Here is a 15,410-nt window from a genome sequence, read left to right on the forward strand (position 1 = left end):
GGCGAGTCAGGGCGGGGCGGTCTGCGCGTCCCCTGGATCTATTCGGCCCAGGCACGCTCCAGGTGGGTGCGGAAGGCGGCGGGCTCTCGCCCGATCAGCTCGGCCAGCGTCGGGTCGACAGCGGTGAACTCGCCATTCCGTGCCGCGGCGAAGATGCTCAGCATCAGGTCGGCGATCGGGGCCGGGGCACCGTGCGCCATGACCTGCTCGCGGAAGGCGTCGTCGGGGACGACGGTGCAGGTGAAGGGCCGTCCGGTGGTCTGGGACGCGATCTCGGCGACGGTGTCGAAGTCGAGCGCCGCCCGGCCGGTGAGCGGCGGGGTGGGCCCCTCGAAGCGGGCCTCACCGGCGAGGATCACCGCGGTGGCCTCGGCGAGGTCGTCGTGGCCGGTCCAGGCGACGGGGCCGTCCGCGGGGAGGGCGATGTCGCCGGTGTGGCGGGCGGACTCCAGGAACAGTAGGGCGCTGGAGGCGTAGAAGCCGTTGCGCAGCGCGGTCCAGGGCAGGCCGGTGGCGCGCAGCAGATCCTCGGTCTGGGCATGGTCGCGGCAGGCCTGGAAGCGGGCGTCGTGGGCGGCGCCCATCTGGCTGGTGTAGAGGATGCGGCCGACGCCGGCCCGCACGGCGGCGTCGATGGCGGCGCGGTGGCCGTCGACGCACTCCTGGCCCGTGCGGTCGAGGGAGACGAGGAGCAGTTGCTCGGCGCCCTCGAAGGAGTGGGCGAGCGAGGCGGGGTCGTCGAAGCTGCCCTGCCGGACGCGGACGCCGCGGTCGGCGAGGTGCTGGGCTTTGCGGGGGTCGCGGACGCTGACGCCGACGCGGTCGGCGGGGACGCGCTCCAGGAGGCGCTCGACGGTGCGGCGGCCGAGCTTTCCGGTGGCTCCGGTCACGATGATCATTGGGTTCTCCCGACGCTGCTGCTACTGCTGCTGCCGTTGCTGTGTTTCCAGTGGAATCATCTCTACGGTAACACCGGAAATTCCGGTGGAATCAAATTTTCGGTATCATCGGTTCATGGCTACGCGCGACTCCACCGACAGCCCTCGGCACCGCATCGTCGAGGCGGCCGTCGAGCTACTGGAGAACGGCGGCCCCGCCGCGGTGAGCACCCGCGCGGTCGCCGCCGCTGCCGGAATGCAGCCGCCGGCGATCTACCGCCTCTTCGGCGACAAGGAGGGGCTCCTGGAGGCCGTCGCCGAGCACGGCTACGCGCAGTTCCTGGAGAGAAAGCGCGCGCAGCTCGACCCTGCCCCGCAGGACCCGGTGGAGGAGTTGCGCTGCGGCTGGGACATGGTGGTCGAGTTCGGGGTCTCCCGGCCCGAGTTGTTCGGGGTGATGAACCGGGCCACCGGCCGGGGATCGGACACGGCACACCGCGCGGGCCTGGAAATCCTCCATGGGCGGGTGCGTCGGCTGGCAGCCGCGGGATGGCTGCGCGTCGACGAGGAGCTGGCCGCTCAGATCATCCAGGCGACCGGCCAGGGCGCGGTCACCACCTGGCACGCCACCCCCGCGGACCGCCGCAATCCGGCGCTGTTGAGCGTCCTGCGCGAGTCCATGGTCGCGGCCGTCACCCGCGCCGAGCCGGCGATCCCCGCCGCGGAGCCCGGTTGCGCCGCGGCGGCCCGCGCGCTGCGCGCCGCCCTCCCTGATGACGCCGACGTCCTGAGCGACGCCGAGCAGCGCCTGCTGCGCGAGTGGCTCACGCGCCTGGCGGCGGACGGTGGCGCGCCGCCTACCTGATCGCACGTCAGGATTCCACTGCCGACAACGCTCCTGGTCGATACCGCCAGGCCTCGCGTGACCTGCACCTTTGTGGACTGTGTGGGGTTTCGGGCCGGCTGTCCCCCGGCCGCCGTGGGTGCTCCAGGCGCCGTGGGCGAGCGGTACCGCGGTCCCCCGGACAACACGGTGAACATGCGTGCCGGGCGCTGCGCGTACATGCTGTGAGGGCTGTGTGACGGTCGGCGTTCCGTCTTCTGCCGAGGTCCTTTTGCGCCGAGCCGCCGGAGAAGGGAGCAGGGGCATGGCCTTTGTCACGCCGTTCGTCAAACGCATCGAGCATCTGGAGAGCCTGGACCACATCGCCGCTCCGGTGGCTGCGATCGTCCACCGGCTGGTACGTCCCAGGCTGGTCCGCAATGCACTCAGCGGCACATGGCTGGGACACCCCCTCCATCCCGCGCTCACCGACGTCCCGATCGGTGCCTGGTCGATGGCCACCCTCCTGGACACGGTGGGCGGCAGGCGAGCCGTCCCGGCCGCCGGCCTGCTCACCGCGGTCGGCGTCGCCGCCGCGGTGCCCGCAGCGGCATCAGGCCTGAACGACTGGTCCGACGCCAAGGGCGCGCCCCGGCGTGTCGGCGTCGTCCACGCCGCCGCCAACAGCGTGGCCCTGGGGCTCTACACAGCCTCGCTCGTGGCCCGCTGCCGGGGCAGACGGTGCAAAGCCACGCTGCTCGGCTACGCCGGGATGGGGGCCCTGGCCACCGGCGCCTACCTCGGCGGACACCTCACCCTCACCAATGCGGTCAACGTCAATCACACGGCGGACGAGGACCGGCCACACGAGTGGACGCCCGTGCTCCCCGACGCGGACCTCGGGCAGGGCGAGCTCCGCAAGGTGCGGGCAGGCAGTACCCATGTCCTGCTGGCCAGGCTGGACGGGCGGATCGTCGCGCTGTCGAGCACATGCAGCCACATGGGCGGACCGCTGGAGGAAGGCCGGATCGAGGACGGCTGCGTCATCTGCCCGTGGCACGGCAGCACGTTCTCCCTGACGGACGGCAACGTCTACCGGGGCCCCGCCACGGCACCGCAACCGGCCTACGACACCCGCGTGCAGGCAGGCCAGATCGAGGTCCGGGCCCGCGACTGCAAGGGCTGTCCGCGCCGGACTGACGGCTGACGGCTGACGGCAGACGGCAGACGGCAGACGGCAGACGGCAGGACCCTGGTCCGGGGTACGTGGCCACCACGAACCGTCGTATCGGGCTCATGCACGGCAACGGCGCTGGTCCGGCTGGTGGAGGGCACGCTTCGTCGACTGCTCCCGTCAGTCCCTGCGCCTGCGCCGCATGCTCGTACCCGGTGACGGCACGCGACGGGTACGCCCAGCGGTCGCGCGCGTCCTGACGCCGTCCCGCCGCCCATAAGCTGGTGTCCATGACCCCAGTGGCGGAGGAACGTCCGCGCGCGCTGCTCTCGGGGGCGTCACGGCGGTGGGTGCGGGTGCTGCCGTGGGCTCTGGCGTTCGTGCTGTCCGCTGCCCTGCTGCCCACCACCATCGTGGTCCTCACCGCCGACTACGGCCTGACCGGAGGCGTTGCCGGTGGGTTGGCCGTCGCGCAGGCCGCGCCGCTGCTGCTCGCCGTCGTACGGCCGCTGCACGCCTGGTGCGTGGTCTTCGTCGCGGACGTGGCCGGGGCGCTGGCCCTGCTCACCGTCCACTTCGAGGAGCGGCTGCTGTGGCCGTTCCCGCCCATGGAACTCGTCGGGTACGTCGCCCTCTGCCTCGCCCTGGGGCTGCGCGCGCGGCCCCGGACGCTGGTGCTGGTGTGGCTCGCCACGGCGAGCGCGAATGTTGGCCTGGGGTTCGTCGCGCCGCACGGCTTCGGGGCCGGGGACGTGCTGTTCACCATCCTCGGCGGCGTCGCGCTCCTGCTGGGCGGTGTGCTGCGCGAGCGGTACGAGGTGCAGCGCAGGCTGGTCGAGCAGGAGACGATCAGCGAGGCCGAGCGCGGTCGGCGGACGCTGCTGGAGGAGCGCGCCCGGATCGCCCGCGAACTGCACGACGTGGTGGCGCACCACATGTCCGTCATCACGGTGCAGGCGGACACCGCGGAGTACCGCCTCGACAGGCTGCCGCCCAACGTGCGGGAGGAGTTCACGTCCATCGCGGCGACCGCGCGGGAGTCGCTCGGCGAGATGCGCCGCCTCCTCGGCGTGCTGCGGAACGAGGAGGCGCACGGCGAGCTCGTGCCGCAGCCGGGCCTGACGCAGATCGGGCAGCTGGTGGAGGCGACGGCGAGGACCGTCGGGCCGGTGGAGTTCACCCCCTGCGACGTCGAGGTGCCCGACGCGGTCGGCCTGTCCGCGTACCGGATCGTCCAGGAGGCCCTCGCGAACGTCGTGCGGCACGCGCCGGGTGCCCGCACCCAGGTGTCGCTGTCGGTGACGGAGTCCGATCCGCGGTGCGGTGCGCGGCTCACCGTCCTGGTCGTCAACGCCTCCCCGCCCCAGCCGCCCGACCGGCCGCTCGAGGTGGACGGCACCGGGCACGGGCTCGTCGGCATGCGCGAGCGGGTGCGGCTCGTCGGCGGCAGCCTCGACACGGGGCCACTGCCGGACGGCGGCTTCCGGGTCGCCGCCCACCTTCCGCTTGACTCCCCCGCACTCCCCTGCACTCCCTGAACTCCCTGCACTCCCCTGACGGAAAAGGACTTCACGTGACGACGCGCGTCATCATCGTCGACGACCAGGCCATGGTGCGGGCCGGCTTCGCCGCGCTGCTGGCCGCCCAGAGCGACATCGACGTGGTGGGCGAGGCACCCGACGGCGCGCAGGGCGTCGAGCTGAGCCGGCGTACCCACCCGGACGTCGTGCTGATGGACGTGCGGATGCCCGAGATGGACGGGTTGGAGGCCGCACGCCGCCTCCTGGCGCCGCCGCCGGGGGGTGGGGGCACCTCCCACGCCCTTCAGGCCGTGGGGGAACACCGGCCGCGCGTCCTGATGCTCACCACGTTCGACGTCGACGACTACGTCTACGAGGCGCTGCGGGCGGGCGCGAGCGGCTTCCTGCTCAAGGACGCGCCGCCGGCCGACCTCATCGCGGCGGTCCGCATCGTGGCCTCGGGCGACGCCCTGCTCGCCCCTTCCGTGACGCGCCGCCTCATCGCGGACTTCGCCAAGCAGCGTCCCGCGGCGCGGGGCAAGCCCGCGCTGCGGCTCAAAGGTCTGACGGAACGTGAGACCGAGGTACTCACCCTGGTGGCCCGCGGCCGGTCGAACGGGGAGATCGCGCAGACCCTGGTGCTGGCCGAGCAGACGGTGAAGACACACGTCAGCCGCGTCTTCACCAAGCTCGACCTGCGCGACCGCGCCCAGGCGGTGGTCTTCGCCTACGAGTCGGGTCTTGTGACCCCCGGCGAGGGCGAGTAGGAGGGCCCCGTCTCTCCTCCACCCCCTACCGGGGTAGCACATCCACATCGGCTCCCGGGTATGACGCCCGGCGCGCAGCCGTCCCCGCACCCTTCACCCGTCACACGAAGTGCACGTATGAGGGAGACGGGACATGAGGCTGCGCAGTGGCCGGCGGCAGAAGGCGGACGACCGGCCTGAGGAGGACAACCGGCCGGCGGCGGACAACCGGCCCGAGGTCCCGGCCGCCACGCCCGGTCTCGCCGTCGCACTGCGCGACGTCCGGCGGGCGTACGGCCGCGGCGCGCGCACGGTGCACGCGCTCGCGGGCGTCGGCCTCGCCCTGCCGCTCGACACGTTCACGGCGGTCATGGGCCCGCCCGGGTCCGGCAGGTCCACGTTCCTTCACTCCGCCGCCGGGCTGGACCGGCCGTCGGCGGGATCCGTGTGCCTCGGCGGTACGGAGACCACCGGCATGAACCCGCCCACCCGCACCGACAGGTGACCGCCACCCGTATGCGGCCTGATCCGGCGGACCGGCCCTGGGGGCCTGATCCGCCGGACAGGCCCGGGGCCCCTCGCCCCTCCGGGGCGGCAGCCGGCATCGCCTCGGCCCGCGTACCCGGGCTGCCGCGGCGGAGCGGCCGGCCATGCGCCCCCGCTGCTCCCTCCCTCACCCGCCCATCGCGGAAAGGACACCCATGACCACAACCCTGGCTCCCCCGGTCGCCCTCGGGAAGGCCGCCGTCGGAGCCCTCGGCTTACTGGCACTGTCCACCGGCGCTCTGGAGTCGGTGGTGTCACCGACGATCCCGCTCCTGGAACGCGAACTGGAGATGAGCCAGTCCGAAGGAGCGCTGCTCAGCATCGTGCTCCTCATCACCGGTGCGCTCATCACGCCGCTGGCGGGCAAGTTCGGCGACCGCTACGGCGGGAAACGGGTCCTGGTCCGGCTGATGGCCGTCGTCGCGGTCGGCGGCACGGTGTCCGCGCTGGCCCCGAACCTGCCCGTGCTGCTGCTCGGGCAGGTGCTGCAAGGGGCGATGGTGGGCGCGCTTCCCCTGTCGTTCATCGTCGCGCGCAAGAACCTCCCCCCGGGAGAGTCGAAGGTCGCCATCGGGGTGGTCAGCGGGCTCTTCGTCGGAGGAGGGATGGTCGGCATGTTGTCGGCCGGGCCGGTGGCGGAAGAGCTCTCCCGCCACTGGATGTTCGCGCTGCCCACGATCGCGGTCGTGGGGGCCACCCTGCTCGTGAACAGGCTCATGCCGTCCGACCAGCCGGGCGGGTCGGACGACGCCGGCATCGACTGGCCCGGCCTGCTGCTCCTGAGCGGGATGCTGGTCACGCTCATGCTCGTACTCGCGCTGGCGCCCGAAGCGGCCTCGCAACCACGCGTGCTCGGCGCCCTCGTCGTGCTGCTGGCCGTCCTCGTCACCGGTTGGGTGTCCGTCGAACGGCGTGCGGCCTCTCCGATGATCGATCTGCACCTGCTGGCACGACCCGCGATCTGGAAGGCGTGCGTGCTGACGTTCGTGATCTGCCTCGGCACCTCGATGGCCGTCTATCTCGTTCCGCAGCTGCTCGACGAACGCGGCGACGGGTACGGATTCGGCGCCGGCGCCACCGAGATCGGCTTCTTCCTGCTGCCCGGCACCGTCGCCGCGACGCTGGCCGGGCCGCTCGGCGCGATCGGGGACCGGCGCTTCGGCTCGCGTGCCGTGGTCGGCACCGGGGTCGTCATGATGGCCGTCTCCCTGGTCGTGCTGGCGTCCGTGCACACCCAGGTCTGGCACCTCGTCGTCGGCAAGGCGCTGATCGCGCTGGCCAACGGCTTGTGCGTCACGGCGATGATGACCAGCACCGCCACGGCCGTCGAGGCCGCGGACACCGGCATCGCCACCAGCCTGATCCTGGTGAGCCGCGTGCTCGGCTACGCCGTGGGCGGGCAGCTCGGTGGTGCGCTGCTCACCGCCGCAACCCCTTCCGGGTCACAGGTCGCGGCCGAGTCGGCCTACGTCACCGGCTTCGTCATCGCCGGCGTCGTCACGTCGCTGGCCTTGTTCGTCACTCGCACCATGCCCAAAGGAGTCAAGGAATGACCCGCACCGATCAGTTGACGGATGTCCGCAGCTCGCCGAGGCGCACGGTCCTGATATCCGGGGCCAGCGTCGCGGGGCCCGCCCTCGCGTTCTGGCTGAACCGCCACGGATACGCGGTCACGGTCGTGGAGAAGGCGCCCAGCCTGCGTGGCGGCGGCTATCCCATCGACGTGCGCGGCACCGCACTGGAGGTCGTCCGGAGGATGGGGATCCTGCCACGGCTGCGGGACGCGCACATCGACCTGCGACGGCTGACCTTCCTCGACCCGGGAGGCGACGAGGTGACCTCCCTGCACCCGCATGCCGTCACCGGCGGCGTCGCGGGACGGGACCTGGAGGTGCGGCGCGGGGACCTGACCGACGCTCTGCACACGGCGGTCCGTGACGACGTGGAGTTCCTGTTCGACGACTCCGTCGACACGCTCGACCAGACCGACCACGGGGTCGACGTCACCTTCCACGGTGGCGGCAGCCGCACCTTCGACATGGTGTTCGGTGCGGACGGCATGCACTCGCGCACCCGGGAGATGCTGTTCGGTCCCGAGGAGCAGTTCCACCGCTACCTCGGCTACTGCTTCGCCGTGTTCACCATGCGCAACACCTTCGGCCTCTCCCACGAGACCGTGATGTGGAACAGCCCGGGCAGGGCCGCGGCACTCTACGCCGTGGGGGACGGCGACGAGGTGCACGCCTTCCTGAACTTCGCGCGGCCCACGCCGCCCCTGGCAGCGTTCCGGGATCCGCGGGCCCAACGCGACCTGGTCTCCGAGGTCTTCGCCGGCGCGGGGTGGGAGGTCCCGGGCATGCTGGCCGCGCTGCGCGAGGCGGAGGATTTGTTCTTCGACGGGGTCAGCCAGATCCGCATGCCCCGCTGGTCCAGCGGCAGGGTCGCGCTGGTCGGCGACGCCGCGTACGCGCCCTCGTTCCTCACCGGACAGGGCACCAGCCTCGCCCTCGTCGGCGCGTACATGCTCGCCGGCTGCCTCGCGGACCGGGACCATGTCGCGGGCTTCGCCGCCTACGAACACGACACCCGGGAGTTCGTGACCGCGAACCAGGGGCTGGTCGGCCGGGGCGGCGCCACGCTCTTCCCCACCACCGCCCGGGCCCTGGAGCGGCGAAACGACAGGCTGCGCAGCCTCAGCGCCATGCCCCCGGCGGAGGGAAGACCGGCTCACACGGCGCTCACCCTGCCCGATCTCCCGCGCCCGGCATGACCGCCGCCGCAGTGTCAGCGGACCCGGACGGAAGGGCAGGAGGATCCTCCGGAGGGATGTCGGAAATCCGTCGGCGGTGAGGGTGATCCGTCGGCGGTGTGCCGCCGGGGTGCGGCCTTGGCGGGTCGGTGCTCCGCACGTCGCGGAACCCCGGTCACCCCGCTCCCTCGTCAGTCCAGGTCGGACATGTCGAGCACGAAGCGGTAGCGGACGTCGTTTCGCCGGAGCCGGTCGAGTGCCGTGTCCACCTGTGCCGACGGGAGTACTTCGACGTCGGCGGCGACACCGTTGTCGGCACAGAACCGGAGCATCTCGGCTGTCGCCGGGCGGCCTCCGCTGCCCGCGGAACTGAGCTTCTTGCGGCCGATGAGCAGGTCCGTGGCCTCGACGGTGACAGGGCCCAGGTACCCGAGCAGGCTGAGGGTGCCGTCCATCGCCACCAGCTTCAGGTACGGGGCAAGGTCGTGAGGGGCGGAGACGGTGTCGATGACGACGTCGAAGGTGTCGCGTGCCGCGGCCATGTGCTGGGTGTCGGCGGAGTCGATGAGGTCGTGCGCGCCGAGCTTGCGGGCGTCGTCACGCTTGTCCCGGGTGCGGCTGACGACGGTCGTGGTGGCGCCGAGTGCCACGGCCATCCTGACCGCGAGGTGCCCCAGGCCGCCGAGCCCGGCCACGGCGACGCGACTGCCGGGGCCCACGCCGAGGTGGCGCAGGGGTTCCCAGACGGTGACGCCGGCGCACATCAGCGGGGCGGCGGCGGCCGGGTCGAGACCGGCGGGGAGCGGGTAGGCGAAGGCGTCCCGCACGACGTACTCGCGGGAGTAGCCGCCCAGGGTGGTCGACCCGTCCTGCCGGTCGGTGCCGCCGTAGGTCAACGTCGGGAAGGCATGGCAGAAGTTCTCTTGTCCGGCTTCGCACATGGCGCACACGCCGCAGGAGTCGACGATGTTGCCCACGGCGACGCGGTCGCCGACCGAGCGGGTGGTCACCTCCCGTCCGATCCCGGTCACCACGCCGGTGAATTCGTGACCGGGCACCAGCGGCGCTTTCGTGTGCTGGTCGTAGGCGTGCAGGGCGTGCAGGTCGCTGTGGCACACGCCGCAGTAGTCGACCCGTACCGCGATGTCATCCGGGCGTAGGTCACGGCGCTCCAGTGACGTGCGCCGCAGCGCCGTCGGACCGGTCGCCTGCCATCCGGTGGTCGTTCGCATGCCACTCCTTCAACCAACGGATCCCTGAGGAGATCCATAAACAGACTGTTCGGTCTTCCGAAGGGTAAACGCGGCCGCACGGCAAATCAAACCAACTGTTCTGTTTGGTAGGCTCCGGACATGCCGGAACAGCCCCAGACCCCACGAGGCGCCGCGACCTACCAGCGCATCCTGGACGCCGCCACCGAAGAGTTCGCCCAGCACGGCATCGCCGGGGCACGCATCGAGCGCATCGTGACGGCAGCGCGCACCAACAAGGCACAGCTCTACGCCTACTTCGGCGACAAGGAGCGACTCTTCGACGCGATCTTCCTCAGCTCGCTGGAGCGCATCACCGACGTCGTGCCCATCGACGCCGACGATCTCGCGGACTGGGCCGTGCGCCTCTACGACGAATACCTGCGCCGCCCCGACCTCATCAGGCTGGCGACCTGGACACGACTGGAGCGTCGGCCTGCCGGGCACCTCGTCGAGACCCACCAGCACCACGACGACCACAAGCTCACGGCCATCGCCGAGGCCCAGGCCGCCGGGCGGGTCCGCGCAGGTGACCCGTTCGACATCATGGCCATGGTCATCGCCATGTCGATGGCCTGGTCACCGGTCAGCAACGTGTACGCGGCCAGCAGCCGAGAACCCGATGACGTACACGACCGGCGCCGCGCCCTGCTCCGCGACTGCGTCCGCAACGCCACCGCGGCCCGCAAGGTCGACGCATCCACGCCATGACCGCCACCGACCCGGATCCACGTCCTGGGCGCCGGGGAGCACCTTGCCGTTCCGCCACGTTCAGTGATGATCTCTGACAGACTCGCCGTAAGCCGTAAAACGCGTATCACGCGAGGGGTCGGGCATGGTGTTGCGGGCGGTCATCGCCGGGGTCGATCGGTACCAGGACACGGACATCAAGAACCTGTCGTACGCCACGGCCGACGCGCTGGCCGTCGCGGATCTCCTCGGTCGGCTGCATCCGTCCGAGGTCGATGCCGAAGTGCTCGTGGACGAGGACGCCACCAGGCGCAACCTGATGGTCGCCATCGGGGAGAGACTGCCGCGCGTCACATCCGAAGGGGATGTCGTCCTGCTGTACTTCGCCGGGCACGGAAGCCCGGAGACCACTGCCACCATCGACGACGCAGCACGCTATCTCGTCGTTCACGACACCGAGTACGACAGCGTGTTCGCCACGGGGCTGGACATGGAACGTGAGCTTCCACGGCTGTTCGAACGGATCCGTCGCCCTCGGCTCGTCCTGATGCTCATCGACGCCTGTTTCAGCGGGCGAGCCGGCGGGCGGACGTTCGAGGGCCCTCGGCTCCGGGCCGAGCGCAGCCATGTCCGTGGCGAGCACCGCGTCTCGTTGAAGGGGCTCGACCTGGGCGAGGGCCGGCTGATGATCGCTGCGTGCGACGACCATCAGGTGGCGCGCGAGGAGGCGGCCATCGGCCATGGCGTGTTCACCAACTACCTGCTCAAGGGGCCGTCGGCGGCCGGCGACAGCGAGACCGTCGGGATCCTCCACCTGTACGAGGACATCGCGGCTTCGGTCCGAGGACACACCGGCGGGCTTCAGACACCCGTGCTCAACGGTCGGTCCGCGCTCGCTCGGTTCCCCCGCGTGTGGTGACCATGCAGTACGTGGGTGAGTACAACGGGATCTACTTCCTCGAAGGCACCGGCGGGATCGTCGGCATCTGCGACCGTGCCCACCGCAAGGACGTGGTCGGCTTCCGCGAGGACGGGACGATCGACCTCGCCACCCCACCACGGGCGAAATCGAAGATCATCGTCGGTGGCGTGCTGCCGGGCCGCGACGGGGCCCCGCCACAGCACAGGTACATGCCGGACGGGTTCGGCCGGCGGCTGTCCTACGAACCGCTCGCATCCGACGAGCCCGGCACGCTGACCGCCCGGCTGACCGTCGGCCTGCCGGACCGTACGCTCTACCGGGTCCGCTGGGAGACGCTGAGCCGCGACGACGACACCTTCACGCTGGCCGGCGGGGTCTCGGTGACCGTGTCGACGTCCCTGCCCTGGGCGTACCAGGACTCCGTCCTCCAGACCCAGACCGGGGACCGGCCCGGCGAGATCGTCTTCCTCGTGAAGAGCCGACAACCTCCCAGCCGGGTGCGGGACATCGTGATCGTCGCGTGCGAGGGCCACGAGCGGGAAGCGATCCTGGTCCGGTCCCGCTGCGGGCCGGGTTTCGTGCGGTGTCTCGTCGTGCCCGCGCGGCAGTGGTCCGAACGGGTCGCGGCGCCCGGCGAGATCCTCGTCGGCCCGGGGGCACCGGATTTCGACCCGCTGCCGGCGGGCGCACCGACCCTGACCGCACCCGACACCGAAGCGGCGTACGGGCCCGCACTCGCCCTCGCCGTGGCGCACGGCGCACGGCTCGTCCTGACCGGTCAGGACGGTGCCATCCGATTGGCGGGCGACGACCCGCGGGAGTGGCAGCTCGGCGAGGTCCTGAACTCTCCGCTCACCGTCTTCGGAACCGGCCGGGAAGTGGTCGTCGGTGAGAGCACGCCCGTCGATCTCCTGGTGTGCCAGGCCGTGGGGTACGCCAGCCTGCAAGGGTGCCCGCTCGCGTTCATCCCGCCCGTGTCCGGCGAGGTCGGCAGCGGGCGGGACGCGCTCGCCCGCGCGTGCGCCGAGGCCGTGCCGCCCGGGTTGCGCGAGTTGCCGGCGGAGGTCCTGACCGTCTTCACGCGCGGGCTGCCCCTCCACCTGACGCCGTTGCCGGACGGTCGGCGCTGGATGGACCGGCACATGATCGCCCACCTGCCCGGCCAGATCGCCAGCGTGCTGCTCGGCCGCCCTGCCGAGCCCCTCCCGCGCGTGCTGTTCGGCGTGGTCTTCGACGCGCTCCACGCGTTCACCACCACCGAAGGGCGGGTGTACCAGGACCGGCTGGCCGACGGCCTGTCCTACCCGCTGCTGCTGTCCCACGGGGACGCCAGACGCGAGGTGCTGCGGGAGGTCCTGCACCGGCTCGACGTCGACCTGCTGATGATCATCGCGCACGGCGAGGACGATCATTTCGAGGACGCGCACAACGACCGGATCCCGGACAGCGCGATCCGGACCTGGCAACTGCGTGGCGGGCCAGTGGTGTTCAACAACTCCTGTTCGAGCTGGACGACCACGGGCGAGGCCTTCCTCGCGGCCGGGGCACGAGCGGTGATCGGAACGCTGTGGCCGGTCGCCAACGACACGGCAGCCCGCATCGGCGCGTCCATCGCGGAACTGTTCCACGACGAAGCCGTCCCGAGCCTCCTGCACCGCACCCTGCGCGAGATCGCCGATCCCGACGCGGCGGCGTACGTGTACGTCGGACTGCCGGACACCCGGTTGCAGGCCAGGGAGAGCATCCACGAGGAGGAGACAGTCGCCGTGCTGTCCGAGGCGACGGACACGCTCTACCGCTGCCTGAACGAGATCGCCGAAGAGGGCGAACCCGACCTCGCCATGGCCCTGCACAACGCCGTGGTGCCCGCCTTGCGCGAACGGTTCGGTGCCCTGGTGCGCCCCGGAGAGCTGCCCCTGCACCTGCCGCCACCGAAGGCCCAGGCGTCCGTGCTGGACATCGACTACGTGCTGGCCAACGAAAGCCTGAGGTTCCTCCGGAACGTCCTGCCGATGGTCGCCCCGCAGCACTCGCCCGCCGTCCTGGACCAGGTTCGCCACTTCATGCGGATGGCCCACCGCGCGCTGACCACCTGGGACGAACGGCATCGCGCGCACATGGGGTGGGCGGAGACCAGCCCCTCGGGACCGTCCCACATCCTGCTCTCCGCCCTGTTCGCGGCGGAGCGAGCGCTGCCGGCCGTACCGCTTTTCGTCGACTACCGTGACGACGGCGAGGCACGGCACTGGATGGATGTCGCCGTCCGGCTCATCGGGCCGCCCGACGACGACACCGTGGTCCGCCGCATCCGGGACGGCATCGTCGCGGAGTACGTCACGGCCGGGAGCCCCGAGGGGGGTTCGGGCAGCGCGTCGACGGTCGACTGGCTGGCCCAGGCCGTGGACAAGCCCGTGTTGGCGTATGGGTTCGGCAGCGCCAGGGAGAAACTCGGTGACACCGGTGCGGCGATCGCCTACTACGAAACCGCGGTCGACCTCGCGGAAGCCGGGTCGGTGGTCGAGACGGAGGCGCGTGCCCGCCTCCGGACGCTCCGCACGGCCGAGGACGGCGTCCTCGCCGAGCACGTCGCCGCGTTCACCCGCGCCTGCCGCGGCGACAACCTCCATGTCAGCAGCAACGCGGCCGTCGACATGCTGAAGTACGCCGCGGACCACGCCACACCGTTGCCGGACCGGACGGTGCGGCAGGCGTTGGACATCGGCTCGCGACCCGATGGCACGCTGCACTGGGTGAGCCACCGGCTCAACGTCCTCGGTGCCGCGCTGGCCTACTTCGCCAGCCGAAAGGACCGTGCCGGCGGCGCCGCCGTACAAGCCGAGGTCTTCGGCTACCTCGACACCCACGAGTCGACGGCCGTGGTACCGCTGAACGAACTGGCGGCCTGGTACTACCGCAACGGCGACCACCCCGCCGCCATCGCCACCGGGCTCGACCTGGGCACCAGACTTCGCAACGCGCGCCGTTTCGACCCCGCGGTACGGCTGCTGTGCTTCACGGCCCGGGTGATCCTGCGGTCCTACCAGGCGCGGCCGGACACCGCGCTGCTGGGACGGTTTTTCGAGGTGTCGGAGATGATCGGCCGTATCCTCAGCGAACGTTCCGACGTCCGCGCCGCCCTCGGTGACCAGGTGTCCGACGTGTGCACCGAAACCCGGTCGATCTGGCACCAGATCGCTGACCAGGACGACTGGCGGCTGGCCCTGCGAGGTTACTCCGCCTACCTGCGGTGGCCGGCCGTCCGCAGGGTCCCGGAGTGGGAGCTGCTCTCGAAGGCGCACCATCCGCGCAACCTCGAGGCCGTCCGGGACCTGGCCCTCTCCGGGAGCCTCACGCGCGAGGCCCGGGTGCGGATCGCCCCCGACCGGACCGTCACCGTGACGACCACGACGCACCGCGAGGGCGCCACGGGCCCCGACACCGTCTACGCACTCTGCCCGCTCTACGGCGGTGCCACGGAACGCCGCGGCCCGGCGGCGACCTTCGTGGCCGGAACCGCCGTCTTCCCGCTGCGCCGCGGGCAATCGGTGACGATCACGGAGACCGGGGTACCCGCCCTCGACGTTGTCGACGGATGGGCCACCTACCAGGAGCGATGGGGCAGCCGAACGGTGCCGCACCTGCTGCGCATCGACCTCGCACGCGGGCTGATTCCCGCCGAGCTACGCTGCCGACGCCGAGGCGGCGAGCGCGCCGAGGCCACCGTCCGGTTCGACGAGGCGGGCTGCCACATCGAGGTGCGCGGCGAGTTCGGCGACGAACCCTGGCTCGCCGACTTCGCCATGTCCTTCAGCCACTCCCCTGACATGGCGCGACTGATCACCGACAAGAGCCTGCCCTTCTCCCAGGGGCTGCCGATCGAGCTCTACACCCTTCTCATGCTGGGCCCGGCGGGACGCGGCGGAGGGGCGTAGGGTGCTTCGACGAACTCCTCGAAGCACGGCGCCCATTGCGCCGTTACGCGAGCGCGGTCGGCCTCGCCGGTGATCGCGGTGACAGTGGTCAGCGCACCCGCGAGCTGTTCCCGGGACAGGTGCGGCACCAGTCCCGCCAGTGCGTGAACGCGGTCGGGCTTGCTGGTGATGGCGGTGGCG

The 15,410-nt window shown here is 71.5% G+C and carries 11 protein-coding genes and 1 pseudogene; 10 read left to right on the plus strand and 2 right to left on the minus strand.

Annotated features, from left to right (window positions below; all coding sequences use genetic code 11):
* Window positions 1–38: 38 nt before the first annotated feature.
* Complete coding sequence (locus tag NQO67_RS11790; protein WP_255949807.1) at window positions 39–899, minus strand: SDR family oxidoreductase; 861 nt, start codon at window positions 897–899, stop codon at window positions 39–41.
* 115 nt (window positions 900–1,014) lie between these two features.
* On the opposite strand from NQO67_RS11790, the gene NQO67_RS11795 reads away from it, so the two are divergent.
* The 7 genes and pseudogenes from NQO67_RS11795 to NQO67_RS11825 all read left to right on the plus strand — a co-directional run bounded on the left by NQO67_RS11795 (window position 1,015) and on the right by NQO67_RS11825 (window position 8,457).
* Window positions 1,015–1,743 (plus strand): TetR/AcrR family transcriptional regulator, encoded by a 729-nt coding sequence (locus tag NQO67_RS11795; protein WP_255949808.1) that lies wholly within the window; start codon window positions 1,015–1,017, stop codon window positions 1,741–1,743.
* 283 nt (window positions 1,744–2,026) lie between these two features.
* Window positions 2,027–2,908 (plus strand): Rieske (2Fe-2S) protein, encoded by an 882-nt coding sequence (locus NQO67_RS11800; protein WP_255949809.1) that lies wholly within the window; start codon window positions 2,027–2,029, stop codon window positions 2,906–2,908.
* Window positions 2,909–3,165: 257 nt separating this feature from the next.
* The gene (locus tag NQO67_RS11805; RefSeq protein ID WP_255949810.1) at window positions 3,166–4,413 is read left to right on the plus strand and encodes a sensor histidine kinase; all 1,248 of its coding nucleotides are present in this window, start codon (window positions 3,166–3,168) and stop codon (window positions 4,411–4,413) included.
* Between the two features lie 35 nt (window positions 4,414–4,448).
* The gene (locus NQO67_RS11810) at window positions 4,449–5,162 is read left to right on the plus strand and encodes a response regulator (protein ID WP_255949811.1); all 714 of its coding nucleotides are present in this window, start codon (window positions 4,449–4,451) and stop codon (window positions 5,160–5,162) included.
* A 133-nt stretch (window positions 5,163–5,295) separates the two neighbouring features.
* Window positions 5,296–5,640, plus strand: a pseudogene (locus NQO67_RS11815) (ATP-binding cassette domain-containing protein); the annotation flags it as partial.
* Window positions 5,641–5,842: 202 nt separating this feature from the next.
* A complete protein-coding gene (locus NQO67_RS11820; protein WP_255949812.1) occupies window positions 5,843–7,240 on the plus strand; it encodes an MFS transporter in 1,398 nt (465 codons plus the stop codon).
* Window positions 7,237–8,457, plus strand: coding sequence for an FAD-dependent monooxygenase (locus NQO67_RS11825; protein WP_255949813.1), 1,221 nt, complete (start codon window positions 7,237–7,239; stop codon window positions 8,455–8,457). Before NQO67_RS11820 ends, NQO67_RS11825 begins: the two co-directional genes overlap by 4 nt.
* A 170-nt stretch (window positions 8,458–8,627) precedes the next feature.
* Here NQO67_RS11825 and NQO67_RS11830 read toward each other — a convergent pair whose 3' ends face one another.
* Window positions 8,628–9,668: an NAD(P)-dependent alcohol dehydrogenase gene (locus tag NQO67_RS11830; protein WP_255949814.1), complete on the minus strand. Its 1,041-nt coding sequence runs from the start codon at window positions 9,666–9,668 to the stop codon at window positions 8,628–8,630.
* 120 nt (window positions 9,669–9,788) lie between these two features.
* On the opposite strand from NQO67_RS11830, the gene NQO67_RS11835 reads away from it, so the two are divergent.
* From NQO67_RS11835 to NQO67_RS11845, 3 genes are all read left to right on the plus strand, one after another.
* The gene (locus NQO67_RS11835) at window positions 9,789–10,397 is read left to right on the plus strand and encodes a TetR/AcrR family transcriptional regulator (protein ID WP_255949815.1); all 609 of its coding nucleotides are present in this window, start codon (window positions 9,789–9,791) and stop codon (window positions 10,395–10,397) included.
* Window positions 10,398–10,521: 124 nt separating this feature from the next.
* Window positions 10,522–11,295: a caspase family protein gene (locus NQO67_RS11840; protein ID WP_255949816.1), complete on the plus strand. Its 774-nt coding sequence runs from the start codon at window positions 10,522–10,524 to the stop codon at window positions 11,293–11,295.
* Window positions 11,296–11,306: 11 nt separating this feature from the next.
* On the plus strand, window positions 11,307–15,230 hold the full coding sequence (locus NQO67_RS11845; protein WP_255949817.1) for a CHAT domain-containing protein: 3,924 nt from the start codon (window positions 11,307–11,309) through the stop codon (window positions 15,228–15,230).
* Window positions 15,231–15,410 lie beyond the last annotated feature (180 nt).

This window comes from Streptomyces odontomachi, assembly GCF_024435355.1.
GTDB classification, from domain to species: Bacteria; Actinomycetota; Actinomycetes; order Streptomycetales; family Streptomycetaceae; genus Streptomyces; species Streptomyces odontomachi.

Excerpts from the sequence above, each read along its gene's own strand:
- NQO67_RS11800 (WP_255949809.1), top strand. The coding sequence starts at position 2,027 with ATGGCCTTTGTCACGCCGTTCGTCAAACGCATCGAGCATCTGGAGAGC.
- NQO67_RS11795 (WP_255949808.1), top strand. The coding sequence starts at position 1,015 with ATGGCTACGCGCGACTCCACCGACAGCCCTCGGCACCGCATCGTCGAG.
- NQO67_RS11840 (WP_255949816.1), top strand. The coding sequence starts at position 10,522 with ATGGTGTTGCGGGCGGTCATCGCCGGGGTCGATCGGTACCAGGACACG.
- NQO67_RS11825 (WP_255949813.1), top strand. The coding sequence starts at position 7,237 with ATGACCCGCACCGATCAGTTGACGGATGTCCGCAGCTCGCCGAGGCGC.
- NQO67_RS11805 (WP_255949810.1), top strand. The coding sequence starts at position 3,166 with ATGACCCCAGTGGCGGAGGAACGTCCGCGCGCGCTGCTCTCGGGGGCG.
- NQO67_RS11790 (WP_255949807.1), bottom strand. The coding sequence starts at position 899 with ATGATCATCGTGACCGGAGCCACCGGAAAGCTCGGCCGCCGCACCGTC.
- NQO67_RS11830 (WP_255949814.1), bottom strand. The coding sequence starts at position 9,668 with ATGCGAACGACCACCGGATGGCAGGCGACCGGTCCGACGGCGCTGCGG.
- NQO67_RS11835 (WP_255949815.1), top strand. The coding sequence starts at position 9,789 with ATGCCGGAACAGCCCCAGACCCCACGAGGCGCCGCGACCTACCAGCGC.
- NQO67_RS11820 (WP_255949812.1), top strand. The coding sequence starts at position 5,843 with ATGACCACAACCCTGGCTCCCCCGGTCGCCCTCGGGAAGGCCGCCGTC.